Below are 24,506 nucleotides of genomic sequence, written 5' to 3'. Positions count from 1 at the left end.
GGGCGCAGCACCATGCATCGCCTGAGCCGCCGGCTCGCCGTCGTGGCCGCCGCGGCCGCGCTGGCCGCGTGCGCACCGCCGAGCCTGCGCGCGCCGGGCGAGGCGCCGATCGGCGACGACGTCCTCGAGCGTCCGAGCAGCGCGGGCGGAAAGCTGCGCGCGATGCCGTGGCGGCCGCTCGACGTGCGCGCGGATTGCCGCTTTCGCGACGAAGCCGGCTACACCACCCGCATCACGCTCGACGTCGCACAGTCGAAGGTCAGGACCTTCAATGCCGACATCGACATCCCCCGCCGCGGCAGCTGCCGGATCCACGGCCCCTTCTCCCAGACACGCGAGAAGCCGAGCGTGCAGTTGCGCGCCGCCGATGGCTGCACCGTCGACATCTGGGAGCAGGGCAAGGCGGTCACCGTGGGCTTTTCGCGCTGCGCCGCACGCTGCACGCCCGGCGCCTTCGATTACCTGTGGCCGATCATCGTCGATCGGTCCAATGGCCAGTGCCACTGAGCGACCGGCCGCACGCAACACGAGAACACACCATGAGCCGATCCGATTGGGAAGTCGTCATCGGGCTGGAAGTCCACGCCCAGCTCAACACCGCCAGCAAGATCTTCTCCGGCGCCAGCACCGCCTTCGGCGCCGAGCCCAACCGCCAGGCGAGCGCGGTGGACATCGCGCTCCCCGGCGTGCTGCCGGTGCTCAACCGCGGCGCGGTCGAGCGCGCGATCCGCTTCGGCCTCGCCATCGGCGCCCACGTCGCCGACAAGAGCGTGTTCGCGCGCAAGAACTACTTCTACCCCGACCTCCCCAAGGGCTACCAGATCAGCCAGATGGACCTGCCGGTCGTGGTCGGCGGGGCGATCACGATCCGCGTCGGCGAGGGTGAGCAGGCCTACGAGAAGACCGTGCGCCTCACCCGCGCCCACCTCGAGGAGGACGCCGGCAAGAGCCTGCACGAGGACTTCCACGGCATGACCGGCATCGACCTCAACCGCGCCGGCACGCCGCTGCTCGAGATCGTCTCCGAGCCCGACATGCGCTCCTCGGCCGAAGCCGTGGCCTACGCCCGTGCGCTGCACGCGCTGGTGCGCTGGATCGACATCTGCGACGGCAACATGCAGGAAGGCTCGTTCCGCTGCGACGCCAACGTCTCTGTGCGCAAGAAGGGCGCCACCGAGTTCGGCACGCGGCGCGAGATCAAGAACCTGAACTCCTTCCGCTTCCTGCAGCAGGCGATCGACTACGAGGTTCAGTGGCAGATCGACACCATCGAGGACGGTGGGCGCATCCAGCAGGCCACCGTGCTGTTCGACCCCGACAGCGGCGAGACGCGCATGATGCGCAGCAAGGAAGACGCCCACGACTACCGCTACTTCCCCGACCCCGACCTGCTGCCGCTGGTGATCTCGCAGGAGTGGAAGGCACGCGTACAGGCGGAGATGCCCGAGCTGCCGGGGGCGATGAAGGCGCGCTTCATGGACGCGTGGGGCCTGTCGGCCTACGACGCCACCACGCTCACCGCCTCCAAGGAAGTCGCCGATTTCTATCAGGCTACGGTGTCGGCCGCCGGCGCGGCGCTCGCCAAGCCTTGCGCCAACTGGGTCATGGGCGACCTTGCCGCGCGCCTCAACAAGGCCGAACTCGACATCGGCGCATCGCCGGTGTCGCCGGCGCAGCTCGCCGGACTGGTCGCGCGCATCGCCGACAGCACCATCTCCAACGCGATTGGCAAGAAGGTGTTCGAGGCGCTGTGGAACGGCGAAGGTGCGACGGCGGACGAGGTCATCGACAAGCAGGGCCTCAGGCAGGTCACCGATAGCGGCGCGATCGAGGCCATGATCGACGAGGTGCTCGCGGCCAACCAGAAGTCGGTCGACGAGTTCCGCGCCGGCAAGGAGAAGGCCTTCAACGCGCTGGTCGGCCAGGTCATGAAGGCGAGCAAGGGCAAGGCCAGCCCGGCCCAGGTCAACGAGTTGCTGAAGAAGAAGCTCGGCGCCTGAGCCGCGGGCGCGCCGGCGCGCGAACCCGCGCGCCCGTCGCCATCCTGACCGCGGGAGGGGTGCACGCTGCGCCCTTCTCCGGCAACAGTCGGCCCGTTGCCCGGCCGCGCGCGGGCGTCCACCCGCGGTCGGATGCATCACGCACCTTTTGTAAGTGCTCACATTCTTATATTGTTGAATGGTGATCACACCGGCCATGATCCGGTACGGGAGGACGCGTGGAGACGATCGCCGGGTTCGTCGAGTGGCTCGGAGAAGACCGCGGTCTTGCGCTGGGCGGCCTGCTCATCGGCGCCGCCTTCGGCTTCTTCGCCCAGCGTTCGCAATTCTGCCTGCGCGCGGCGGTCGTCGAGGTCGCGCGCATGCGCTTCGGCCCGCGCCTGGCCGTATGGCTGCTAGCCTTCTCCTCAGCCCTCCTCCTCACCCAGTCGCTGCAGCTCGCCGGGCAGTTCGACACCAGCAACGTCCGCCAGCTCGCCAGCCAGGGCAGCCTGTCCGGCGCGGCCATCGGCGGACTGCTGTTCGGCATCGGCATGGTGCTGGCGCGCGGCTGCTCGAGCCGGCTGCTGGTGCTGGCGGCCAACGGCAACCTGCGCGCGCTGCTCTCAGGGCTGATCTTCGCCGTCACCGCGCAGGCCTCGATGACCGGCATCCTGTCGCCGTGGCGCGAGACGCTCGCCGGCCTGTGGACGATCGACGGCGGCAGCGCGCGCGACCTGCTCGCCCTCACCGGCTTCGGCCGGACCGGCGGCTTGCTGTTCGGGCTGGTCTGGCTCGCCGCCGGCATCTGGTTCGCCCATCGGCACCGCGTGAACGCCTGGGGCTGGATCGGCGGGATCGGCGCGGGGCTCATGGTCGGCGTCGCGTGGTGGTTCACCTACCGGCTGGCGGGGCTGCTGTTCGTGCCCATGCCGGTGCAGAGCCTGTCCTTCACCGGCCCGTCGGCCGACGTGCTGATGCTCGTGCTGTCGCCACCCGGGCAGGCGCTCAACTTCGATCTGGGCATGGTGCCGGGGGTGTTTCTCGGCGCCTTCCTCGCCGGGCTGCTCGCACGCGAGCTGAAGCTCGAGGGCTTCCAGGGCGGGCACGCCATGCGCCGCTACATCGCCGGCGCGCTGCTGATGGGTTTCGGCGGCATGCTGGCCGGCGGCTGCGCGGTGGGCGCGGGGGTGTCCGGGGCGGCGGTGTTCGCGCTCACCGCCTGGGTGACGCTCACCGCGATGTGGCTGGGCGCGAGCCTGACCGACTGGCTGGTGGACCGGGCGGGCGCAGCCAGCCTGCGCACGCCGGCCGTGCCCAGCGCGCCGTGACGAACGACCGCTGGCGGCGCACCCCGGGCAACGGCTGCCGCGATCGCTTCGGTATACTGCGACGCATCGCCTGACCGAGGGTCCCGCCATGTGCCAGTTGCTGGGCATGAACTGCAACGTGCCGACCGACATCTGCTTCTCGTTCGCGGGTTTTCGCGCCCGCGGCGGGCTCACCGATCATCACCGCGACGGCTGGGGGATCGCCTTCTTCGAGGGCAAGGGCGTGCGCATGTTCCTCGACCCCGCGCCGAGCGCCCACTCGCCGGTCGCCGAACTGGTCAAGCACTACCCGATCCGCTCGCTCAACGTCATCGCCCACATCCGCAAGGCCACCCAGGGCGATGTGCGCCTGGAGAACACCCACCCGTTCCAGCGCGAGCTGTGGGGGCGCTACTGGATCTTCGCCCACAACGGCAACCTCAAGCATTTCGCGCCGCCCCTGTCCGGCCGCTTCGCCCCGGTGGGCACGACCGACTCCGAGCGCGCGTTCTGCTACATCCTCGACACGCTCGCCACCCGCTTCCCGCAGGGCAACCCGCCCGCCGCCGAACTCCACGCCACGCTGCGCGAGTTGGCCTGCGAGGTCGGCAGTCTGGGCGAATTCAATTTCCTGCTGTCGGATGGCGACTGGCTGTTCGCGCATTGCTCCTCGCGGCTCGTCTACATCATCCGCAAGGCGCCGTTCGCGGTCGCGCATCTCGCCGACGAGGACCTGACGCTCGACTTCAGCCGGGTGACCACGCCGAATGACCGCGTGGCGGTGATCGCCACCACGGCGCTTACCGACAACGAGTGCTGGACCGCGATCCCGCCCGGGAACCTGCTCGCCTTCAAGGAAGGCGTGCCGGTCGCCCTCGGCGAGACGACGACGGTGGCGCAGGACTTCCCGCGCACCGCGGCGAGTGCGTAACAGTTCCTCGCCCGTGCGGCTGCAGACAGGCTAGATTCGAGGGCCGTCGCCCCGTTTTCCCGACATCGAGACCGAACATGGATTGCCCGCTATGCGCCCTGGCGCCCGAAAACGTCATCTGGGAAGACGAGCGCTGCCGCGTGATCCGCGTCGATGACCCGGCGCACCCAGGCTTCTGCCGCGTGGTGTGGGGCGAGCACGTGGCCGAGATGACCGACCTCGCGCCCGCCGACCGCAGCCACCTGCTCGCGGTCGTGATGGCCACCGAGTCCGCCCTGCGTGCGTTGCTGCACCCGGCAAAGATCAATCTCGCCAGCTTCGGCAACATGGTTCCCCATCTGCACTGGCACGTAATCCCGCGCTACCGCGACGACCGTCATTTCCCGGAGTCCGTGTGGGGCGCGCCGCAACGCGAGGGCCGCATTCACGCCGCTGCCGATCCGGTGGCGCTCGCGCGTGCCATCGACGACGCACTCAACGCCGGAATGCCGGACTGAGCCCGCACGCCATGGACTACACCCAGCCCGCCGCCTGCCTCGATCTGCTGCGCAAGCTGCATCCGATCGATTTCCGCAACACGCATGTCAGCCTGTCCCGCATCGTGCATGGGTTGCTTGCCGCGCGCCCCGCGCCCAACCAGCACCTGGAGGTGCTCGAGGCCGCGCGTGACACGCTCAACTTCGTCCAGGGCGAGATGGCGCGCGCGTACAGCGCCCATCCGCTGCCCCCGGGCCGCGACGAGGACGCCGTGCTCGCCGAGGTGGTGGGCCTGTGGCAGGCGATGGCAGAATCCTACGCGGCGATCGCCGACGCGGACGCCACCGAACGCATCCTCGAGGACCAGCGCGCCCTGCTCGCCCAGCGCCGGGTAGCCTACGCGGGGCAGGCCCTGGTCGAATACTTCCGCGCCCACCGCGAATTGCCGACCGGCCTGTGGGGCGCGCTGCACGCCAGCTACCGCGACGCTGCACGCGACGGGCTCGCCCGCATCCGCGTCGCCGATGCGCTCAACGACGTCTGGCACGCACAGAGCCCGCACGAGGCCTTCGTCGCGATCCTGCTCGTCGAGCTCGCCAACCCCTATGGCCGCAGCGAGCGCGAACTGAACTGGGTGATGCGCTGGGCCCAGCGCTTCGCGCCCTACTGCGCGCTCGAAACCGACGTGGACACACAGAAGCCCAACGTCTATGGGGTCGACATCGCCGGCGACGGCGGCCTGCGTCCGCTCGGCCTGCTACCTCGCACCCCCACCCTGATGCGGTTCGACGGCAGCAACCTCGCCACCCAGATCCAGGCCGTGCTGGCGCAGTTCAAGCGCGGCGTGAAACCCGCTTCACTCGGTCTCGGCGAGGACTGCTCGACGAGCGCCAGCGCCCGCCTGCTGCTCTCGCTCTACCGGCCGTGGGGCCTGTCCGCATCGGGGCGGCGCTTCCCGCGCCGCGCCAAGGCCGGGCAGGTCGAGCTGACCGGCGACTGGCTGGCGATCGGCTTCGCCCTCAGCGGCCGGATCTTCCAGCAGCCTGCCGGCGAGAGCCCGCGGCGCAGGTTGCAGGACGACATCTCCCTGCTCACCTTCGGCGAACGCGTCGCCAGCGCGGCACCCTCGCCCCTGCGCGAGCGCAACGAGCCGTTCGGCTTCGACGCCGAGCGCTGGGACATCCTCGACCAGTCCGTGGGCGGTTTTCGTCTCCAGTACGCCGGACGCGGCGTACGCCTCGAGCACCATCAGCTGGTCGGCATCCGCCCGCTCGACGCCGATCAGATGGTGATCGCCGATCTGAGCTGGCTGATGTACCGCGCGGACGGCGCGCTCGAGGTGGGTGTCAACGTGCTGCCGGGCGTGCCGCGCGTGGTCTCGGTTCGCCAGCTGGCCGCACCCGGCACCCGCGAGCCCTTCCACCAGGCCTTCATGCTGCCTCCCTCACCGGCCCTCAAGTCAGCCGGCGCGCTGGTGCTGCCGCCGATGTGGTTCCGCGCCGAACGCGTCATCGAGGTCCGCGACGGCGAGGCCCTGCGTCAGGTTTGCCTGCGCAAGCTGCTGCTGCGCGGCAACAATTTCGACCAGTGCAGCTTCGAGCTCGTCGACCCGACGCTCAGTCCTGCCTGACGCGCGCCACCGGGAAACGTATCGCGAACCGGCTACCCTCGCCCAGCCGGCTGTCGATGCACAGTTCGCCCTGGTGGCGGGTGACGACGTGCTTGACGATGGCGAGCCCGAGACCGGTACCGCCGGTCTCGCGCGAGCGCCCGCGGTCGACGCGATAGAAGCGCTCGGTGAGGCGCGGGATGTGGGCAGGGTCGATACCGATGCCGTCATCGCCGACCCAGTATTCACCGCCCTGTTCGTCGGCGCGCCAGCCGATCTCGATGTGCCCGCCCGCAGGGGTGTACCGCACGGCGTTGCTGGCCAGATTGGAGAACGCGCTGAGCAGCTCCTTGCGGCTGCCGCGGAGGACGCCGCCGCCTTCGAGCACCAGCCGGACTTCGTGGCGGCCCGCCGACAGCAGTTCGGTGTCCCTGAATACCTCCTCGACGAGGGCTGCGGCATCGACGGTCTCGTCCACCTGCGCCGGCGCACCGGTCTCGAGCGCGGACAGGGTGAGGAGCTCCTCGATCAGACGCTGCATGCGGTTGGACTGCTCGCTCGCCAGCGTCAGGTAGTGGATGACGTCGGCGCGGGAGAAGTCATCGAGCCCGTCGATCAGCGTCTCCAGGAAACCACCGACGACGGTCAGCGGCGTGCGCAGTTCGTGGGAGACGTTGGCCACGAAGTCGCGTCGCATGTTCTCGAGGCGCTCGAGCTGCGAGATGTCGCGCGACAGCACCATGCGGCGGTTGCCCGAAAAGGCGATCACCTGCACCTGCAGGGTACGGTCGCGCCGCCGCAGCGAACGCATGACGAGCGGTTCGGCGTAGTCGCGGGCGGCGAGGTAGGCGATGAACTCGGGCTGGCGGATGAGATTCGGCAGCGCAGTGCGCAGGTCCTTGCGGCGGTCGAGATCGAAGTGCTGCTCGGCCATCGGGTTCATCCACTCGATGACGTCGTCCTCGGCGAGATAGATGACGCCGTCGGGCATTGCCGTCGCAGCCTGCTGGAAGCGCCCGAGTTCGGCCGACAGCCGCTCCTTGACTTCGCATTCGCGCTGGAAGCGGTGGCCGAGCTCGGCGAACACGCTGCCCCACAGGCCCTCGACCTGCGGTGCGGGGGTGCCGATCGGTTGCCGCGCCCAGGAGACGAGCAGGCGCAGATTGCGTCCCAACATGATGGCGACACCGACGAAGCCGAGGAAGATCAGCGCGAGCGCGGCATCGCTCCCGCGGTAGAGTCCGGCGAGCACGGCCAGGGCGAGCACCGCCACCACGGGGATGGCAACGCCGAGGGTGAGATAGGTGAGGGGGCGCTGGATCACGCGCGGTCCGTGACGGGCAGCCAGGGTCAGGGCGCCGGCGCCGGCTGCCGAGCCTGCACCGACAGCCGGTACCCGCTGCCACGCACGGTCTGGATCAGGCCGTCGTGATGGCTCGGCTCGAGGGCACAGCGCAGGCGGCGGATGTGAACGTCCACCGTGCGTTCCTCGACGAAGACGTGATCGCCCCACACCTGGTCGAGCAACTGCGCGCGCGAATGCACCCGCTCCGGGTGGGTCATCAGGAAATGCAGCAGGCGGAACTCGGTCGGCCCCAGCGCCAGCGCCGTCTCGCCAGCGGTCACGCGATGCGTGGCCGGATCCAGGCGCAGCCCGCCGAGCTCGACCGCATCCTCGGTGGCCTGAGGCGCGCGCCGACGCAGGACCGCCTTGATGCGGGCGACCAGCTCGCGCGGACTGAAGGGCTTGGTCACGTAGTCGTCCGCTCCGATCTCCAGGGCGGTGACCTTGTCCTGCTCCTCGCCGCGCGCGGTGAGCATGATGATCGGGATCTCCCGCGTACGCTCTTCCGCCCTCAGCCGGCGGGCGAACTCGATGCCCGAGGCACCCGGCAGCATCCAGTCGAGCAGCACCAGATCTGGCAGCGCCTCGCGCACGATGCGCTGCGCGGTCTCGGCGTCGCCGGCGCGGACGACGTGGTGTCCCGCGCGGGCGAGGTTGGCTGCGATCAGTTCCTGAATCGCCGGTTCGTCTTCCACGAGCAAGATGTTCGCTGGCATGCCTGGACTCCCTTATTGCATTGGCGCGAGTGTATTGCAGCTCCTTGAAGCTTTGATGACACGTCATCGAAGCGCAACAGACCCGTGCGCGGCGTCCGCCGTGGCGCCGGGACCGCGCTCGGGCGATTCGGGTATGATTGGGGCCCCTCCAGCGCGACAGCTGCCATGGCCGGACTCGACGAGAACACCCCGCTCCCCACCGAAATTACCGTGCATCGCGCCTCGAAGCGGCTCGAGATCGCCTTCGACGACGGCAGCCGCTTCGAGCTGCCCTTCGAGTTCCTGCGCGTGTATTCGCCGTCCGCCGAAGTGCGCGGTCATGGTCCCGGGCAGGAGACGCTGCAGCAGGGCAAGCGCGACGTGGACATCGTGGATGTCTCGCCGGTCGGCAACTACGCCATCAAGCCCACCTTCTCGGACGGCCACGACAGCGGGCTCTATTCCTGGGACTACCTCTACGCGCTCGGCCGCGACCAGGAAGCGCTGTGGAACAACTACCTCGAGGCACTCGAGCGCGCCGGCGGCACCCGCGATCCGTCCAAGGTCCCGCCCCCTGCGCCCAAGGGCGGCTGCGGCCATCACCACTGAATAGATCATGAGCGACAAGACGACTCACTTCGGCTTCCAGACGGTCGACGAAGAACTCAAGCAGAAGAAGGTGGCCGAGGTGTTCTCCTCGGTCGCGCAGAAATACGACGTGATGAACGACCTCATGTCGTTGGGCCTGCACCGTCTGTGGAAGCATTTCACGATCCAGGTCTCCGGCGTCCGCGAAGGCGACCGCGTGCTCGACGTCGCCGGTGGCACGGCCGACCTGTCGCTGGCGTTCGCGCGCAAGGTCGGCCGGGCGGGCCAGGTCTGGCTGACCGACATCAACCACGCGATGCTGTCGCGCGGACGCGACCGCATGGTTGACCACGGGTTCTCGATGCCGGTCGCGCAGTGCAACGCCGAGAAGCTCCCCTTCCCCGACGACTGGTTCGACTGCGTCACCGTGGCCTTCGGCCTGCGCAACATGACCCACAAGGACGTCGCCCTGGCCGAGATGCGCCGCGTGCTGCGCCCGGGCGGCCGCCTGCTGGTGCTCGAGTTTTCCCGCGTGTGGAAGCCGCTGTCGCCGATCTACGATCTGTATTCCTTCAAGCTCCTGCCCTGGATGGGCGAGAAGGTGGCGAACGACGCTGAGAGCTACCGCTACCTCGCCGAATCCATCCGCATGCACCCGGGGCAGGAGGAATTGAAGGCGATGATGGAACAAGTCGGCCTCGCCCGGGTCGACTACTTCAACCTGAGTGCCGGCGTGGTCGCGCTGCATCGGGGCTACAAGATCTGACCCAGGAGACCCCAGAGCCATGAAGAGTTTTTTCCTTTCCCTGATCGTTGCCGTGATGTCGTTCGGCTTCGCTGCCTCCGAAGCGGAGGCCAAGCGCCTCGGCGGCGGCAGCAGCTTCGGCATGCAGCGCCAGGCGACGCCTCCGGCACAGCCACGCCAGCCCGCCGCCACCCAGCAGCAATCGCCCGCAGCGGCGGGCGCTGCCACTGCAGCGCAGCCCAAGCGCTCGTGGATGGGCCCGATCGCCGGTCTCGCCGCGGGCCTCGGTCTTGCGGCGCTGTTTTCGCACCTGGGATTGGGCGAGGGCTTCGCGAACTTCGTGATGATCCTGCTGCTCGCCGCGGCCGCGTTCTTCATCTTCCGCCTGATCTTCCGTCGTGCGGGTGGGGCGTCGGGCGCGCAGTCCGCAAACCGGCTGCAGTACGCGGGTGCTCCGGGTGCAGCGGCCCAAGCTCCCGCCCAGGCCTTCGAAGGCAACGCGCCTTTCGCGGGTGGTGCGACGGCGGCTCCGAGCGGTCTGGAGCGGGCGATCGCTTCCGGCTTCGATGTCGAAGGCTTTGCCCGCCAGGCCAAGCTCAACTTCATCCGGCTGCAGGCCGCGAACGATGCGGGCAACCTCGACGATCTGCGCGAGTTCACCACGCCTGAAGTCTTCGCCGAGCTGTGCATGCAGCTCAACGAACGCCGCGGGGCAGGGCAGCGCACCGATGTCGTCGAACTCGACGCAACGGTGATCGACGTCGTCGAGGAAGACAGCCGCTACATCGTCAGCGTGCGCTTCTCCGGACTGCTGCGCGAGGACGCGGAGGCCGCTCCGGAGGCTTTCGACGAGATCTGGCACCTGACCAAGCCGCGCGCCGGCAGTGGCGGCTGGCTGATCGCCGGCATCCAGCAGGCGCAGTAAGCAGCCTCCGGGACACGGTGCGCCGTGTCCACCGGGGATTCGGGCCTGCCGGCGTCTCGGACGGAGACGCGGCGGGCCCGATTGATTTGCACCCCGGGATTTCGCCCCATGGAGCATGCGCCGGACACAATGGCGAGGCGCGGCTGACTGCCGGTCGCACTCGCCATCACCGCTCGCATGCCCCGCTTCCCCACACACTGCCCATGCGTACTCCGAACCCCGAGTGAACCCATGATCTCCAGCCTCTTCCTCTCCGCAACCAACCACCTGCTCTCACAGGCGGGCTGGGCGCGCCAGCGTCTTCAGCCCCATGCGGGCAGGACGGCGCGGCTCGCACTGGCGCCCGTGGCCGAGATCGATTTCTCGGTCGCCGCCGACGGTCAGCTTGCGGAATGGAGCGGCGAGGAGGCGCCCGAGGTCACGCTGCGCCTGGCGGTCGCGGAGCTCCCCCGATTGCTGGTCGATGGACTCGAGACCGCGATGCGCCATGTACGCATCGAGGGCAACGCCGAGTTTGCCGAGGCCCTTGGTTTCGTTTTTCGCCACCTGCGCTGGGATGCGGAGGAGGATCTGGCGCGCGTCTTGGGCGACATCGCCGCACACCGCATCGTCGAGGGCGGCCGCAGGGCGGCTGCCGAGGGCAAGCGAACGCTCGAGCGCGCGGGCGGCAACCTGAGCGAGTACCTGACCGAGGAGTCACCGCTGCTCGTGTCGCGCAAGGCGCTTCCGGGTTTCGCCGAGGAGGTCGTGGCACTGCGGGATGCGGTAGCGCGTCTGGACAAGCGTGTGGCGAGACTGGGCAAGCCTCGCTGAGGCCTCGCTCGCGGCGCGCGCGGCGCGCCCGAACGCTCCCCACGTGGCGGGAGAAACAAAAAAGGCAGCTCGATGAGCTGCCTCTTCTTTCGGGCTGCGGCGTCGCGACGACGCGCCCCGCGCTCAGTGTCCGCGCTTGCGCAAACGTTCGATTGCAGCGAGCTGCGCCACGGCTTCCATGAGCTCAGCCTGGGCCTTGGCGTAATCCAGCCGCGCGCTCTGGTTGGCCATCGCCTCTTCGGCCTTGCGCTTGGCTTCGAGCGCCTTGGCTTCGTCGAGGTCACGACCGCGGATCGCCGTGTCGGCAAGCACCGTCACCAGACCCGGCTGCACTTCCAGCAGGCCACCCGCGACGAAGATAAGCTCCTCTTCGGTCGCGTTCTGGGCACGCACGCGTACGGCACCCGGCTTGATCCGGGTCATCAGCGGCATGTGGCCGGGCAGGATGCCCAGCTCGCCCGCTTCGCCCGGCAATGCGACGAATTCTGCCAGCCCGGAGAAGATCTGCTCTTCTGCGCTGACGATGTCGACATGAACCGTCATAGCCATTGTGTTCCCCCTTGATGTCCCGCGCGCCACTCGCGTGGCACGCGGGCGACCTCGTTACTGGAGCTTCTTCGCCTTCTCGATGGCCTCGTCGATGTTGCCGACCATGTAGAAGGCCTGTTCCGGCAGGTGGTCCAGTTCGCCGCTGACGATCATCTTGAAGCCCTTGATCGTATCCTTCAGCGAGACGTACTTGCCCGGCGAGCCGGTGAACACTTCCGCAACGTGGAAGGGCTGCGACAGGAAGCGCTGGATCTTGCGCGCGCGCGCCACGGACAGCTTGTCTTCCGGCGACAGTTCGTCCATACCCAGAATCGCGATGATGTCGCGCAGTTCCTTGTACTTCTGCAGGGTCTGCTGGACCTGACGAGCCACGCCGTAGTGCTCTTCGCCCACGACCAGCGGATCGAGCTGGCGCGAGGTGGAGTCGAGCGGATCGACGGCCGGGTAGATACCCAGCGCAGCGATGTCACGCGACAGCACGACGGTGGAGTCGAGGTGCAGGAAGGTGGTGGCGGGCGACGGGTCGGTCAAGTCATCCGCCGGCACATACACGGCCTGGATCGAGGTGATCGAGCCGACCTTGGTGGAGGTGATGCGCTCCTGCAGGCGGCCCATTTCTTCCGCCAGGGTCGGCTGGTAACCCACCGCAGACGGCATACGACCCAGCAGCGCCGACACTTCGGTACCGGCCAGGGTGTAGCGGTAGATGTTATCCACGAAGAACAGGATGTCGCGACCTTCGTCACGGAAACGCTCGGCCATGGTCAGGCCGGTCAGCGCCACGCGCAGACGGTTGCCCGGGGGTTCGTTCATCTGGCCGAACACCATCGCGACCTTGTCGAGAACGTTGGAGTCCTTCATCTCGTGGTAGAAGTCGTTACCCTCACGAGTACGCTCACCCACGCCAGCGAACACCGAGAGGCCCGAGTGCTGCTTCGCGATGTTGTTGATCAGCTCCATCATGTTCACGGTCTTGCCGACGCCGGCGCCACCGAACAGACCCACCTTGCCGCCCTTGGCGAACGGGCAGATCAGGTCGATAACCTTGATGCCGGTCTCGAGCAGTTCGACCGACGGCGACAGCTCGTCGAACTTCGGGGCCTTCTGGTGAATCGCACGCAGCTCGTCGGTCTCGATCGGGCCGGCTTCGTCGATCGGGCGACCGAGCACGTCCATGATGCGGCCGAGCGTACCGTGGCCGACCGGCACCGAAATCGGCTTGCCGGTGTTGGAAACCTTCATGCCGCGGCGCAGGCCGTCGGAAGAACCCAGCGCGATGGTACGCACCACGCCATCGCCGAGCTGCTGCTGGACCTCGAAGGTCAGCCCGGCTTCGGCGAAGGAATCGGCGCTGTCCTCGAGCTTCAGGGCGTCATACACCTTGGGCATCGCTTCGCGCGGGAACTGGATGTCCACCACGGCGCCGATGCACTGAACGATCGTACCTTGACTCATCGTCATATCCTTAAATCATTAATCCGTTACACCGCGGCGGCGCCGCCGACGATTTCCGACAGCTCCTTGGTGATCGCGGCCTGACGGGTCTTGTTGTAGACCAGCTGCAGCTCGCCAATCACGTTCTTGGCATTGTCGGAAGCGGCCTTCATTGCCACCATGCGCGCGCTCTGTTCGGATGCCATGTTCTCGGCCACGGCCTGGTAGACCAGCGCCTCGACGTAACGCACCAGCAGCTCGTCGATGACGACCTGCGGATCCGGCTCGTAGAGGTAATCCCACGAGCTGTCGGGCGTGCCCAGCTTCTCGCCGGTCAGCGGCAGCAACTGTTCCAGCACCGGCTCCTGCTTCATGGTGTTCACGAAGCGGGTGTAGGCCAGGTAGACCGCGTCGATCTCGTCGTTCTGGAACGCATCGAGCATGACCTTGACCGGACCGATCAGCTTCTCCAGGTGCGGCGTGTCACCGAGCTGGGTGACATGCGAGACGACCTTGACCCCCATCCGCTGCATGAAACCGAGGCCCTTGTTGCCGATGGCGCAGGCACGGATCTCGGTCACGCCGGCGGACTCCCATTCCTTCATGGAGTTGACGGCGACGCGCTGGACGTTGGTATTGAGACCACCGCACAAACCCTTGTCGGTGGTCACCAGGATAAGCCCCACCCGCCTGACCTGGTCCTTGCGGACCAGGAACGGGTGCTTGTAGTCGGTCACATTGGCCTGGGACAGGTTCGCGGCGAGTCGGCGGATCTTCTCGGCAAAGGGACGGGCAGCGCGCATCCGGTCCTGCGCCTTGCGCATCTTGGATGCGGCCACCATCTCCATGGCCTTGGTGATCTTGCGCGTGTTTTGCACGCTCTTGATCTTGGTACGGATTTCCTTACCGCTAGCCATATTCCGTCTCCCTCGCCGGCCTTAAGCCCAGCTCTTCTTGAACTCGGCGATCGCGGCAGCCAGGGTCTTTTCGCCGTCGGCGTCGAGCTCCTTCTTGCTCAGGATCGAGGAGACCAGATCGGCCTGCTTGGTCTTGACGAACTGCAGCAGCGCGGCTTCGAACGGCAGCACACGTGCGACATCGACATCGTCGAAGTAGCCGTTGTTCACCGCGTACAGCACGATGGCCATCTCGGCAATCGACATCGGCGAGTACTGGGCCTGCTTCATCAGTTCGGTCACGCGGCGGCCGCGCTCGAGCTGCTTGCGGGTCGCATCGTCCAGGTCGGAGGCGAACTGGGCGAACGCGGCGAGTTCGCGGTACTGCGCGAGGTCGGTACGGATACCGCCGGACAGCTTCTTGACGACCTTGGTCTGCGCGGCGCCACCGACGCGGGACACCGAAATACCGGCGTTGATCGCGGGACGGATACCGGCGTTGAAGAGGTCGGTCTCGAGGAAGATCTGGCCGTCGGTAATCGAGATCACGTTGGTCGGAACGAACGCGGAAACGTCGCCGGCCTGAGTCTCGATGACCGGCAGGGCGGTCAGCGAACCGGTCTTGCCCTTGACTTCGCCGTTGGTGAACTTCTCGACGTAGTCGGCGTTCACGCGCGCGGCGCGCTCGAGCAGACGGGAGTGCAGGTAGAACACGTCGCCCGGGTAGGCTTCACGGCCCGGCGGACGGCGCAGCAGCAGCGAGACCTGGCGATAGGCCCAGGCCTGCTTGGTCAGATCGTCATAAACGATCAGCGCGTCCATGCCGCGGTCGCGGAAGTACTCGCCCATGGTGCAGCCGGCGTAGGCGGCCAGGTACTGCATGGCGGCCGATTCCGATGCGGTGGCGGCGACGACGATGGTGTATTCCATCGCGCCGTTCTCTTCCAGCTTGCGCACGACGTTGGCGACCGTCGAGGCCTTCTGGCCAATGGCCACGTACACGCAGTACATGTCCTGGCCTTTCTGGTTGATGATCGCATCAACGGCGACGGCGGTCTTGCCGGTCTGGCGGTCACCGATGATCAGCTCGCGCTGGCCGCGGCCGATCGGCACCATCGAGTCGACCGACTTCAGGCCGGTCTGCACCGGCTGCGAGACGGACTGACGGGCGATGACGCCCGGCGCGACCTTCTCGATCTTGTCGGTGAGCTTGGCGTTGATCGGGCCCTTGCCGTCGATCGGCTGTCCCAGCGCGTTCACGACGCGGCCGATCAGCTCGGGGCCGACGGGCACTTCGAGAATGCGGCCGGTGGCCTTGACGATGTCGCCTTCGGTGATGTGCTCGTATTCGCCGAGCACCACGGCGCCGACGGAGTCGCGCTCGAGGTTGAGCGCCATGCCGAAGGTGTTGCCGGGGAACTCCAGCATTTCGCCCTGCATCACGTCGGTCAGGCCGTGGATGCGGGTGATGCCGTCGGTGACGGAGACCACCGTGCCCTCGTTGCGCGACGTGGCGGCGAGCTGCAGGTTCTGGATCCGGCTCTTAATCAGGTCACTGATTTCAGAGGGGTTGAGTTGCATAGACATTTATGCTCCTAGTTCTTTAGCGCAGCGGCCATGTTCGCGAGCTTGCCGCGGACCGAGGCGTCGATGACTTCGTCGCCGACAGCGATGCGGACCCCACCGATGAGTTCGGGGGCGATGGTGACCGTCACATTCACGGCGACCTTGAAGCGGGCTTCAAGGTCGGCCTTCAGTGCGGCCAGCGCAGCATCGTCGAGCGGGAAGGCAGAGGCGATTTCCGCCTCGAGGACACCTTCGTGTTCGTTCTTGAGTGCAACGAACAGGTCACGGATCTCCGGAAGCACCTGCAGACGTTCGTTTTCCACGAGGACGCGGATGAAGTTCTGCTGTTCGGCGTTCAGATCACCGGCCACGTCCAGGGTCAGCTTGTAGAGCTGATCGACGGACAGGTTGGGATCGGTGAAGCACGCCTTCATGCTGGGATCGGCAGCCACGAGGGCGAGCCGATCCAGCGCTTCCGACCAAGGCCCCAGCGCACCTGCCCCGCGAGCCAGCTCGAAGGCGGCATCGGCATAGGGGCGCGCGATGGTGACGTTCTCGGCCATGACTTAGTGCAGTTCCTGTTTCAGGTTGGCAAGCAGTTCGGCATGCACCTGGGCGTTGATCTCACGGCGCAGGATCTTTTCCGCGCCCGCGACCGCCAGGTTTGCGACCTGGTCGCGCAGGGCTTCCTTGGCACGCTGCGTGGCCGCGCCGGCTTCGGCTTCGGCCGCTTCACGCGCGGCAGCGATGATGCGGGAAGCTTCGGCGCGGGCCTCGTCGATCAGCTGGCTCGCCTGCTTTTCAGCGGAGGTACGCACATCACCCGCGGATTCGCGGGCCTTGCGCAGTTCCTCGACGACCTTCTTCTCGGCGAGCGCCAGATCGGCCTTGGCCTTGTCCGCAGCTGCCAGCCCGTCTGCGATCTTGTTCGCACGCTCGTCCAGTGCCTTCACGATGGGCGGCCACACGAATTTCATCGTGAACCACGCCAGAATGAAGAACACAACGAGCTGGGCTATCAGAGTTGCGTTCAAATTCACGGTTCTTGGCCCTCAGGTTGGTTCAAAAAAGGATGAACTCGAACCGATCAGAGCTGGAACGGGTTGGCGAAGGCGAACATCATGGCGATACCGACACCGATCAGGAACGCGGCGTCGATCAGACCAGCCAGCAGGAACATCTTGGTCTGCAGCGCGTTCATCAGCTCGGGCTGACGGGCGGAAGCTTCGAGGTACTTGGAACCCATGATGCCGATACCGATACAAGCGCCGATGGCACCCAGACCGATGATCAGACCAGCAGCCAGAGCAACAAAACCCAGAACGTTTTCCATGACAACTCCTTAGTGGGGAAGGTGAGTTTAAAAACCAGGTACTGCTTTGTAGATGAAACCGAAACTTAGTGGCTCTCGTGCGCCTGACCGACGTACACCAGGGTCAGCATCATGAAGATGAAGGCCTGCAGGGTGATGACCAGGATGTGGAAGATCGCCCAGATGGTGCCTGCAACAACATGACCGACGAAGCCGAACACGGTGGCGGTGCCGCCGAGCAGGGCGATCAGGATGAAGACGAGTTCGCCGGCGTACATGTTGCCGAACAGTCGCATGCCGTGCGAAACGGTCTTGGCGAGGAACTCGATGATCTGCATCAGGAAGTTGACCGGATACAGCAGCGGGTGGCTACCGAAGGGCGCGGTGAAGAGCTCGTGCACCCAACCCGAAACACCCTTGATCTTGACGTTGTAGTAGAGGCAGAGCAGCAGCACGCCGATCGACAGGCCGAGCGCAGCGGAGAGGTCGGCAGTCGCGACCACACGCATGTAGGCATGGGCGGGATCGCCGCCGGCCGCGGAGTACACCCCGGTCCAGATCATCGGGATCAGATCGACGGGCACGAGGTCCATCGCGTTCATCAGGAAGATCCAGACGAAGACCGTGAGCGCGAGCGGCGCGACGAAGCGACGCGACTCGGCGCTATGCACGATGCCCTTGGCCTGATCGGCCACCATCTCCACGAGCAACTCGACGATGCCCTGGAAGCGGCCCGGCACGCCGGAGGTGGCCTTGCGCGCGGCAAGCCAGAGAATGAAGACGGTGAGCAGACCCAGCGAGATCGAGAAGAACATCGAGTCGATATTGATGACGCTCCAATCGACGATGTTTTCCTGGGGGTGCCCGGTGTTGTTGAAGTGTCCGAGGTGGTGAGTTACGTACTCGGATGCGGTGGGAGCGTTTCCAGCCATGGTCAGGTCTTCACCAAAAATGCAAATAAATTCGCTTTCAGCGCCAGTATGAGGCCCACCAGCATGCCCCCCCAGTGGAGGTCAGGATAGACGGCCCACACCAGCACCAACAATCCCACAATCGAGGCGATCTTGATGAACTCGCCCGCGACGAAAGCGGTCACACTCGCCGAACCGGTGCGGTTGGTCATCGCCGCGAGACGCAGCGCGAACATCCAGCTCGGCAACACGCATGCCACACCGGCACCTGCGGCGGAGACCGCGCCGCGCACACCGAACAGCGCGCCCGAAAGCAGCACTGCGATGAGTGTCGCGACCACCTGCAGTATGACAGCTTTAAGCATCGGGTTTATCGCGCATGCGTTCCAGGACGCTGGCGACCGCCTAAAATCCCGCGGATGGTAGGGGTTAACCGCAGCAAAGTCAAACCTCGGTTGCATTGCAGCAAGGATTTTGCCCCCGGTTCTGTGTCTTATAGAAGATGTAACATCCAACAGGCCGAAAACCAGGCCTCTCGGCGCCCGTCTCCCGACCTCCAGAACGCCCGCCAACAAAGCTCACCCGATGATCGAGACCCGCAAGGCGCACAGGCGCGAAATCTTCGGCTGGTGCATGTTCGATTTCGCGAACCAGGCCTATACGCTGCTGATCATCACGGTGATCTTCGGTGACCTTTACACGCGCATCATCGTCGGCGACGCGCCCGACTACCGCCAGGGCAACCTCCTGTGGAGCCTGGCGCTGTGCCTGAGCTACCTGCTCGTGGTAATGACCGCACCGCTGCTCGGCGCCGTCATGGACCACGCGCAGGCCAAGAAGCGCATGCTGTTCGCCAGCTACCTGGTCACCGTCGCGGCGACCGCAATGCTGTATTTCGTCGCCCCGGGGCACATCTGGCTCGGCTTCGCGCTCATCGTGGTGTCGAACACGGCTTACGCGGCCGGTGAGTCCTTCATCGCCAGCTTCCTCCCGTTCCTCGGCAAAAGCGAGGAGCTAGGCCGCATCTCGGGCCTCGGCTGGGCGCTCGGCTACGCGGGCGGCCTGGTGTCGGCCGGTTTCGTGCTGATCTTCCTCGGCGAGGTGAGCAGCGACAACTTCGAGCGCATGCGCTGGGTGGGCCCTTTCGCAGCGGCCTTCTTCCTGCTCGCGGCCATCCCCACCTTCCTGTGGCTGCGCGAGCCCCCGATCGGCAACCGCCGCCCGCTCAGGCTGACGCTGGCGGCCGCGGGCTACGGTCGGCTGCGGCAGTCGCTGCGCTCGGTAGGCGAATTCCCCGACCTCGCCCGTCTGTTCCTGTCCATCCTGTTCGCGATGGCGGGCGTGTCGGTGATCATCGCCTTCTCCTTCATATACGGTGCGCAGGTGATCGGCTGGAGCGAGGGCACGCGCAACCTGATGTTCATCGTCGTGCAGATCACCGCCCTTGCCGGCGCGCTGCTGTTCGGCAGCCTGCAGGGCCGACTTGGCGGACGACTCACCTATGCGCTGACCTTGCTGCTGTGGATCGCCGCCATCATTGCGATCTACGCCGTGCAGCCGGTCACGGCCGCACTCAACGCGACGTTCGCGCTCACCCTCACCGCCGAGCAGGTCTTCCTGTTTGCAGGCGCGCTGTCGGGACTCAGCCTGGGCTCGAGCCAGTCGGTCGGACGCGCGCTGGTGGGAATGTTCGCCCCCGCAAGCCGTGCCGCCGAGCTGTTCGGGTTCTGGGGTCTGTTCAGCAAGCTCGCGGCGATCTTCGGCCTGTTCGGGGTCGGGTTACTGCAGTGGCTGTTCGGCCTGGAGGGGGCGGTGCTGTTCTGCGCGCTGCTGTTCGCTGCCGCCCTGGTACCGCTCGCCGGTCTCGACGAGGCACGCGGCGTTCGGGCGGCCCAGCGCGACGCCTGAGTGCGCGCCGGCGGCCCTTGCGCGCCTCGACCCCGCCGGACCGCAGGACTCAGCGCAGGCGCCCGAGCAGGCCGTCGAGCTGGTCGAGGCTGCCGAAGCGGATCGTGACCTCGCCGGCGCCCTTCTTGTTGGCCTTGATCTTCACCGTGGCGCCGATCGCGTCGGCAATTTCCTCTTCCAGCCGCAGCAGGTCGCGGTCGGGCGGCGGCACGGCCTTCTTCTGCCGCGGATTGAGGATCTGCTGCACCAGACGCTCGGTGTCGCGCACCGACAGCTGGCGGGCGGCGACCTGGTTGGCGAGCTGGATCTGGCTGGCGCCGTCGAGCGGGAGCAGCGCGCGCGCGTGACCCATGTCGATGTCGCCCGCCATCAGCAGCTCCTGCACCGGCCTGGCGAGGTTGAGCAGGCGCAGCAGGTTGGAGGCCGCCGGGCGCGAGCGCCCGACCGCATCGGCCGCCTGCTGGTGGGTCATGTCGAACTCGTCGATCAGGCGCTGGATGCCGCCGGCCTCTTCGAGCGGGTTGAGATCCTCGCGCTGGATGTTCTCGATCAGCGACATCGCCAGCGCGGCGTCGTCGGGGATCTCCCGCACCAGGCAGGGCACCTCGGACAGGCCGGCGATCTGCGCCGCGCGCCAGCGGCGCTCGCCGGCGATGATCTCCCAGGCGTCCTCGGCGACCGGGCGCACCATGATCGGCTGCATCACGCCCTGGGCCTTGATCGAGGCCGCCAGCTCCTCGAGCGAACCCGGATCCATGCGTGTGCGCGGCTGGTACTTGCCCGGCTGCAGCGCGATGGTGGGCAGCGACTGCAGCTCGCCCTTGGCGGTCTCCTCTTCCTGGTTGGCGGCCAGCAGCGCATCGAGTCCGCGGCCGAGGCCCTTGAGTCTGGGTTTGTTCATGTCGGCTCCGGAGTTCAGAAGGTCTTCGCGCGCTCGATCATCTCGTGGGCGAAGGCCATGTAGGCCTGCGCACCCTTGGCGGCCTTGTCATACACCACGCCCGGAATGCCGTGGCTGGGCGCCTCGGCCAGGCGCACGTTGCGGGGCACGATGGCGCGGAACACCTTGTCGCCGAAGTGGCCCTCGAGCTGGGCCGAGACCTGTTGCTGCAAGGTCACGCGCGGGTCGAACATCACCCGCAGCAGGCCGATGATCTTGAGCTCGCGGTTGAGGTTGGCGTGCACCTTCTTGATCGTATTGACCAGGTCGGAGAGGCCCTCGAGCGCGTAGTACTCGCATTGCATCGGGATGATCACGCCATTGGCGCAGCACAGGCCGTTGAGGGTGAGCATCGACAGCGAGGGCGGGCAGTCGATGAGGACGAAGTCGTAGTCGGCGTCGAAGGGGGCGAGCGCATTGCGCAGCCGCTTCTCGCGCTGCTCGAGGTTGACCAGCTCGACCTCGGCGCCGGCGAGGTCGCGGTTGGCCGGCAGCACGTCGTAGCCGCCGGTGGGCGAGGCCACGCGCGCGCCCGCCAGGTCGACCAGGCCGACCAGCAGGTGATAGACCGAGTGCTGCAGGCCGCGCTTGTCGATGCCGCTGCCCATGGTGGCGTTGCCCTGCGGGTCGAGGTCGATCAGCAGCACGCGCTGCCCGGCCTGGTGCAGCGCGGCGGCGAGGTTGACGCAGGTGGTGGTCTTGCCCACCCCGCCCTTCTGGTTGGCGACGCAGAAAATCTTGGCCATGGTCGAATCAGGCTATTCCATTTGCAGGGATCGCGCGGGAGGCGCGAGACCCGGAGTGTACTTCAATGCGGCAGCGCAGCAGGCGCGGCATGGTCAGCTTCCTTTCACCACCGCAGGCGGTTCGTCTCCGTGGGAGCGGGCCTGCCCGCGAATTCAGCCACCGAGCACGCGAGGTTCGCGGGCAAGCCCGCTCCCACGCCCCCCCATCATCCCGCGCGGCGGATGACGAGCAGATGACGCTCGGCGCCCAGCCCCGGCACGTTCAGCGCGTGGGTCGCGGCGAGCGCCCAGCCGGCGGGCAGGGCCGCGATCTCGTCGACCGGATTCACGCCCTTCATCGCGTACAGTGCGCCGCCTTCGGCGACCAGATGCCCGGACAGCGCGACGAAGTCCGCCAGGCTGGAGAAGGCGCGCGAGATCACGCCATCGGGCACACCGCCGGGCAGCGCATCCGGCTGGACCTGCTCGACACGCTTGTTGAGGACGCTGAAATTGCCCAGCCCGAGCTCGATCCTGGCCTGCTGCTGGAAGCTCGCCTTCTTGCCCACGGTCTCGATCGACGACACCACCAGCCCCGGGCGCACGATCGCCAGCACCACGCCCGGCAAGCCACCGCCCGAGCCGATGTCGGCGAGCCGGCACACGCCAGCCAGATGCGGCAGCACCGCCAGCGAATCGAGCAGGTGGTGGGTGATCAGCTCCTGAGGGTTGCGGATCGCGGTGAGGTTGTAGACCTTGTTCCACTTCAGCAGCAGCTCGCCGAAGGCGAGCAGGCGGTCGACGGTCGCCTGCGGGAGGGCGAGGCCGAGCGCGGCCACGCCGTCGGCGAGTTGGGCCGCGTAGGGCTGCAGGCGCCCGCTCATGCAGCCGACTTCCTCGACGCGGCCACGTCGCCCGCAGCGCCCGCGCGTGCCGCCAGCTCGCGGCGCTTGAGCCACACCAGCAGCAGCGAGATCGCCGCCGGGGTCACGCCCTGGATGCGCCCGGCCTGGCCGATGGTCTCCGGCTTGTGCTGGTTGAGCTTCTGCTGCACTTCCTTGGACAGGCCGCGCACCTGCGCGTAGTCGAGCTCGGCTGGCAGGCGGGTGGCCTCGGCCTGCGCCTGCTTGGCGACCTCTTCCTGCTGGCGGTCGATGTAGCCCTGGTACTTGGCGGCGATCTCGATCTGCTCGATCACCTGCGGGTCGGTCTCGCGCGCCTCGGGCGCGCCGGGCAGGCTCATCAGCGACGCGTAGGTGGTGTCGGGCCGGCGCAGCAGCTCGAAGTAGCGCTGCTCGCGCTCGAGCGCCTTGCCCAGCACGCGCGCCTGGTCCTCGGCGGGAATCGCCTCCGGCCGCGCCCACGCCGCCTTCAGCTGCGCGCTGCCGCGCTCGATCGCCTCGCGCTTGGCGCAGAAGGCGGCCCAGCGTGCGTCATCCACCAGGCCGAGTTCGCGCCCCTTCTCGGTGAGGCGCAGGTCGGCATTGTCCTCGCGCAGGGAGAGCCGGTACTCGGCGCGCGAGGTGAACATGCGGTAGGGCTCGGACACGCCGCGGGTGATCAGGTCGTCGACCAGCACGCCCAGATAGGCCTCGTCGCGGCGCGGGCACCAGGGCTCAATGCCCTTCACCTGCAGCGCGGCATTGGCGCCGGCGAGCAGGCCCTGCGCGGCGGCCTCCTCGTAGCCGGTGGTGCCGTTGATCTGGCCGGCGAAGAACAAGCCGCCGATCGACTTCGTCTCCAGGGAAGACTTGAGGTTGCGCGGGTCGAAGTAGTCGTACTCGATCGCGTAGCCGGGGCGCAGGATGTGGGCGTTCTCCAGGCCGCGGATGCTGCGCACGATCTGCAGCTGCACGTCGAAGGGCAAGGACGTGGAGATGCCGTTGGGGTAGATCTCGTGCGTCTCCAGGCCTTCGGGCTCGAGAAAGATGTTGTGGCTGTCCTTGTCGGCGAAGCGGTGGATCTTGTCCTCGATCGACGGGCAGTAACGCGGCCCCACGCCCTCGATCACGCCGGAATACATCGGCGAGCGGTCGAGGTTGGCGCGGATCACGTCGTGGGTGCGCGCGTTGGTCTGCGTCATCCAGCACGGCAGCTGGCGCGGGTGCTGGCCGGCATGGCCAAGGAAGCTGAACACCGGCACCGGGTCGTCGCCCGGCTGCACCGTCATCACCGAGAAGTCGATGGTGCGCGCGTCCAGTCGCGGCGGCGTGCCGGTCTTCAAGCGGCCCTGCGGCAGCTTGAGTTCCTTGAGGCGCGCGCCGAGCGAGATCGCCGGCGGGTCGCCCGCGCGCCCGGCCGAATAATTCTGCAGCCCCACATGCACCAGGCCGTTGAGGAAGGTGCCCGCGGTCAGCACCACCGCCGGCGCCTCGAAGCGCAGGCCGATCTGGGTGACCACGCCGGTGACGCGGTCGCCGACCACGGTGAGGTCGTCCACCGCCTGCTGGAACAGCCACAGGTTCGGCTGGTTCTCCAGCCGGCGGCGGATCGCCGCCTTGTACAGCACGCGGTCGGCCTGGGCGCGGGTGGCGCGTACGGCCGGCCCCTTGGAGGCGTTGAGGATGCGGAACTGGATGCCGCCCTCGTCGGTGGCGGCGGCCATCGCGCCGCCGAGCGCATCGACCTCCTTGACCAGGTGACCCTTGCCGATGCCACCGATCGAGGGGTTGCAGCTCATCGCCCCCAGGGTCTCGATGTTGTGGGTGAGCAGCAGCGTGGCCGCGCCCATGCGCGCCGCGGCGAGCGCGGCCTCGGTCCCGGCGTGACCGCCGCCGACCACGATGACATCGAAACGGGTGGGGTAGAGCATGAAACGTACCGCACTGAAAGCCTGGAAGAACCGCGC

The 24,506-nt window shown here is 67.3% G+C and carries 26 protein-coding genes; 11 read left to right on the top strand and 15 right to left on the bottom strand.

Annotated elements, in window-relative coordinates; all coding sequences use genetic code 11:
• Nucleotides 1-12: 12 nt before the first annotated feature.
• The 6 genes from AAG895_RS00685 to AAG895_RS00660 all read left to right on the top strand — a co-directional run bounded on the left by AAG895_RS00685 (nt 13) and on the right by AAG895_RS00660 (nt 6,327).
• The gene (locus AAG895_RS00685) at nt 13-507 is read left to right on the top strand and encodes a hypothetical protein (RefSeq protein WP_345793649.1); all 495 of its coding nucleotides are present in this window, start codon (nt 13-15) and stop codon (nt 505-507) included.
• A 32-nt stretch (nt 508-539) separates the two neighbouring features.
• Nucleotides 540-2,000 carry an Asp-tRNA(Asn)/Glu-tRNA(Gln) amidotransferase subunit GatB gene (gene gatB / locus AAG895_RS00680; RefSeq protein ID WP_345793648.1) on the top strand — a complete coding sequence of 487 codons (1,461 nt, stop codon included), beginning with the start codon at nt 540-542 and terminating at the stop codon, nt 1,998-2,000.
• Between the two features lie 218 nt (nt 2,001-2,218).
• Nucleotides 2,219-3,310, top strand: coding sequence for a YeeE/YedE family protein (locus AAG895_RS00675; protein ID WP_345793647.1), 1,092 nt, complete (start codon nt 2,219-2,221; stop codon nt 3,308-3,310).
• Between the two features lie 88 nt (nt 3,311-3,398).
• Nucleotides 3,399-4,220, top strand: coding sequence for a class II glutamine amidotransferase (locus AAG895_RS00670; protein WP_345793646.1), 822 nt, complete (start codon nt 3,399-3,401; stop codon nt 4,218-4,220).
• A 77-nt stretch (nt 4,221-4,297) separates the two neighbouring features.
• Complete coding sequence (locus AAG895_RS00665; RefSeq protein WP_345793645.1) at nt 4,298-4,717, top strand: HIT family protein; 420 nt, start codon at nt 4,298-4,300, stop codon at nt 4,715-4,717.
• Between the two features lie 11 nt (nt 4,718-4,728).
• Nucleotides 4,729-6,327, top strand: a complete 1,599-nt coding sequence (locus AAG895_RS00660; protein WP_345793644.1) for a hypothetical protein — start codon at nt 4,729-4,731, stop codon at nt 6,325-6,327.
• On the opposite strand, the gene phoR is transcribed toward AAG895_RS00660, so the two are convergent.
• Together phoR and phoB are read right to left on the bottom strand one after the other, a co-directional pair.
• The gene (gene phoR, locus AAG895_RS00655; RefSeq protein ID WP_345793643.1) at nt 6,314-7,630 is read right to left on the bottom strand and encodes a phosphate regulon sensor histidine kinase PhoR; all 1,317 of its coding nucleotides are present in this window, start codon (nt 7,628-7,630) and stop codon (nt 6,314-6,316) included. The two genes, AAG895_RS00660 and phoR, sit on opposite strands and share 14 nt — an antisense overlap.
• A gap of 26 nt (nt 7,631-7,656) precedes the next feature.
• Nucleotides 7,657-8,367 carry a phosphate regulon transcriptional regulator PhoB gene (phoB, locus tag AAG895_RS00650; RefSeq protein WP_345793642.1) on the bottom strand — a complete coding sequence of 237 codons (711 nt, stop codon included), beginning with the start codon at nt 8,365-8,367 and terminating at the stop codon, nt 7,657-7,659.
• A gap of 165 nt (nt 8,368-8,532) precedes the next feature.
• Here phoB and AAG895_RS00645 point away from each other — a divergent pair, with 165 nt between their 5' ends.
• The 4 genes from AAG895_RS00645 to AAG895_RS00630 all read left to right on the top strand — a co-directional run bounded on the left by AAG895_RS00645 (nt 8,533) and on the right by AAG895_RS00630 (nt 11,417).
• Nucleotides 8,533-8,955 carry a DUF971 domain-containing protein gene (locus tag AAG895_RS00645; RefSeq protein WP_345793641.1) on the top strand — a complete coding sequence of 141 codons (423 nt, stop codon included), beginning with the start codon at nt 8,533-8,535 and terminating at the stop codon, nt 8,953-8,955.
• A gap of 7 nt (nt 8,956-8,962) precedes the next feature.
• A complete protein-coding gene (gene ubiE / locus AAG895_RS00640) occupies nt 8,963-9,700 on the top strand; it encodes a bifunctional demethylmenaquinone methyltransferase/2-methoxy-6-polyprenyl-1,4-benzoquinol methylase UbiE (protein WP_345793640.1) in 738 nt (245 codons plus the stop codon).
• Between the two features lie 19 nt (nt 9,701-9,719).
• Complete coding sequence (locus AAG895_RS00635; RefSeq protein ID WP_345793639.1) at nt 9,720-10,604, top strand: TIM44-like domain-containing protein; 885 nt, start codon at nt 9,720-9,722, stop codon at nt 10,602-10,604.
• A 231-nt stretch (nt 10,605-10,835) separates the two neighbouring features.
• The gene (locus AAG895_RS00630; protein ID WP_345793638.1) at nt 10,836-11,417 is read left to right on the top strand and encodes an SCP2 sterol-binding domain-containing protein; all 582 of its coding nucleotides are present in this window, start codon (nt 10,836-10,838) and stop codon (nt 11,415-11,417) included.
• Nucleotides 11,418-11,540: 123 nt separating this feature from the next.
• On the opposite strand, the gene AAG895_RS00625 is transcribed toward AAG895_RS00630, so the two are convergent.
• From AAG895_RS00625 to AAG895_RS00585, 9 genes are all read right to left on the bottom strand, one after another.
• Nucleotides 11,541-11,966 (bottom strand): F0F1 ATP synthase subunit epsilon, encoded by a 426-nt coding sequence (locus AAG895_RS00625; RefSeq protein ID WP_345793637.1) that lies wholly within the window; start codon nt 11,964-11,966, stop codon nt 11,541-11,543.
• A gap of 54 nt (nt 11,967-12,020) precedes the next feature.
• Nucleotides 12,021-13,421, bottom strand: a complete 1,401-nt coding sequence (gene atpD / locus AAG895_RS00620; RefSeq protein WP_345793636.1) for a F0F1 ATP synthase subunit beta — start codon at nt 13,419-13,421, stop codon at nt 12,021-12,023.
• Between the two features lie 26 nt (nt 13,422-13,447).
• Nucleotides 13,448-14,317, bottom strand: a complete 870-nt coding sequence (gene atpG, locus AAG895_RS00615) for a F0F1 ATP synthase subunit gamma (protein WP_345793635.1) — start codon at nt 14,315-14,317, stop codon at nt 13,448-13,450.
• A gap of 21 nt (nt 14,318-14,338) precedes the next feature.
• Nucleotides 14,339-15,877 carry a F0F1 ATP synthase subunit alpha gene (gene atpA, locus AAG895_RS00610; RefSeq protein ID WP_345795347.1) on the bottom strand — a complete coding sequence of 513 codons (1,539 nt, stop codon included), beginning with the start codon at nt 15,875-15,877 and terminating at the stop codon, nt 14,339-14,341.
• Nucleotides 15,878-15,891: 14 nt separating this feature from the next.
• Nucleotides 15,892-16,425, bottom strand: a complete 534-nt coding sequence (locus AAG895_RS00605) for a F0F1 ATP synthase subunit delta (protein WP_345793634.1) — start codon at nt 16,423-16,425, stop codon at nt 15,892-15,894.
• Nucleotides 16,426-16,428: 3 nt separating this feature from the next.
• Nucleotides 16,429-16,902 (bottom strand): F0F1 ATP synthase subunit B, encoded by a 474-nt coding sequence (locus AAG895_RS00600; protein WP_345793633.1) that lies wholly within the window; start codon nt 16,900-16,902, stop codon nt 16,429-16,431.
• Between the two features lie 47 nt (nt 16,903-16,949).
• On the bottom strand, nt 16,950-17,195 hold the full coding sequence (gene atpE, locus AAG895_RS00595; RefSeq protein ID WP_002925444.1) for a F0F1 ATP synthase subunit C: 246 nt from the start codon (nt 17,193-17,195) through the stop codon (nt 16,950-16,952).
• A 65-nt stretch (nt 17,196-17,260) separates the two neighbouring features.
• Nucleotides 17,261-18,106 (bottom strand): F0F1 ATP synthase subunit A, encoded by an 846-nt coding sequence (gene atpB / locus AAG895_RS00590; RefSeq protein WP_345793632.1) that lies wholly within the window; start codon nt 18,104-18,106, stop codon nt 17,261-17,263.
• A 2-nt stretch (nt 18,107-18,108) separates the two neighbouring features.
• The gene (locus AAG895_RS00585; protein ID WP_345793631.1) at nt 18,109-18,450 is read right to left on the bottom strand and encodes an ATP synthase subunit I; all 342 of its coding nucleotides are present in this window, start codon (nt 18,448-18,450) and stop codon (nt 18,109-18,111) included.
• A 220-nt stretch (nt 18,451-18,670) separates the two neighbouring features.
• Here AAG895_RS00585 and AAG895_RS00580 point away from each other — a divergent pair, with 220 nt between their 5' ends.
• Nucleotides 18,671-19,993: an MFS transporter gene (locus AAG895_RS00580; protein ID WP_345793630.1), complete on the top strand. Its 1,323-nt coding sequence runs from the start codon at nt 18,671-18,673 to the stop codon at nt 19,991-19,993.
• A 49-nt stretch (nt 19,994-20,042) separates the two neighbouring features.
• On the opposite strand, the gene AAG895_RS00575 is transcribed toward AAG895_RS00580, so the two are convergent.
• From AAG895_RS00575 to mnmG, 4 genes are all read right to left on the bottom strand, one after another.
• On the bottom strand, nt 20,043-20,894 hold the full coding sequence (locus AAG895_RS00575; RefSeq protein WP_345793629.1) for a ParB/RepB/Spo0J family partition protein: 852 nt from the start codon (nt 20,892-20,894) through the stop codon (nt 20,043-20,045).
• A gap of 14 nt (nt 20,895-20,908) precedes the next feature.
• Nucleotides 20,909-21,679, bottom strand: a complete 771-nt coding sequence (locus tag AAG895_RS00570) for a ParA family protein (RefSeq protein WP_345793628.1) — start codon at nt 21,677-21,679, stop codon at nt 20,909-20,911.
• Nucleotides 21,680-21,885: 206 nt separating this feature from the next.
• Nucleotides 21,886-22,542, bottom strand: coding sequence for a 16S rRNA (guanine(527)-N(7))-methyltransferase RsmG (gene rsmG / locus AAG895_RS00565; protein WP_345793627.1), 657 nt, complete (start codon nt 22,540-22,542; stop codon nt 21,886-21,888).
• Nucleotides 22,539-24,470, bottom strand: coding sequence for a tRNA uridine-5-carboxymethylaminomethyl(34) synthesis enzyme MnmG (mnmG, locus tag AAG895_RS00560; protein ID WP_345793626.1), 1,932 nt, complete (start codon nt 24,468-24,470; stop codon nt 22,539-22,541). The genes rsmG and mnmG overlap by 4 nt, the downstream gene beginning before the upstream one ends.
• Nucleotides 24,471-24,506: the final 36 nt, after the last annotated feature.

Source organism: Thauera sp. JM12B12, from assembly GCF_039614725.1.
Classification (GTDB): domain Bacteria; phylum Pseudomonadota; class Gammaproteobacteria; order Burkholderiales; family Rhodocyclaceae; genus Thauera.
The sequence above is the reverse complement of the archived record's forward strand: the minus strand, read 5'-3'. Positions and strand labels throughout refer to the sequence as shown.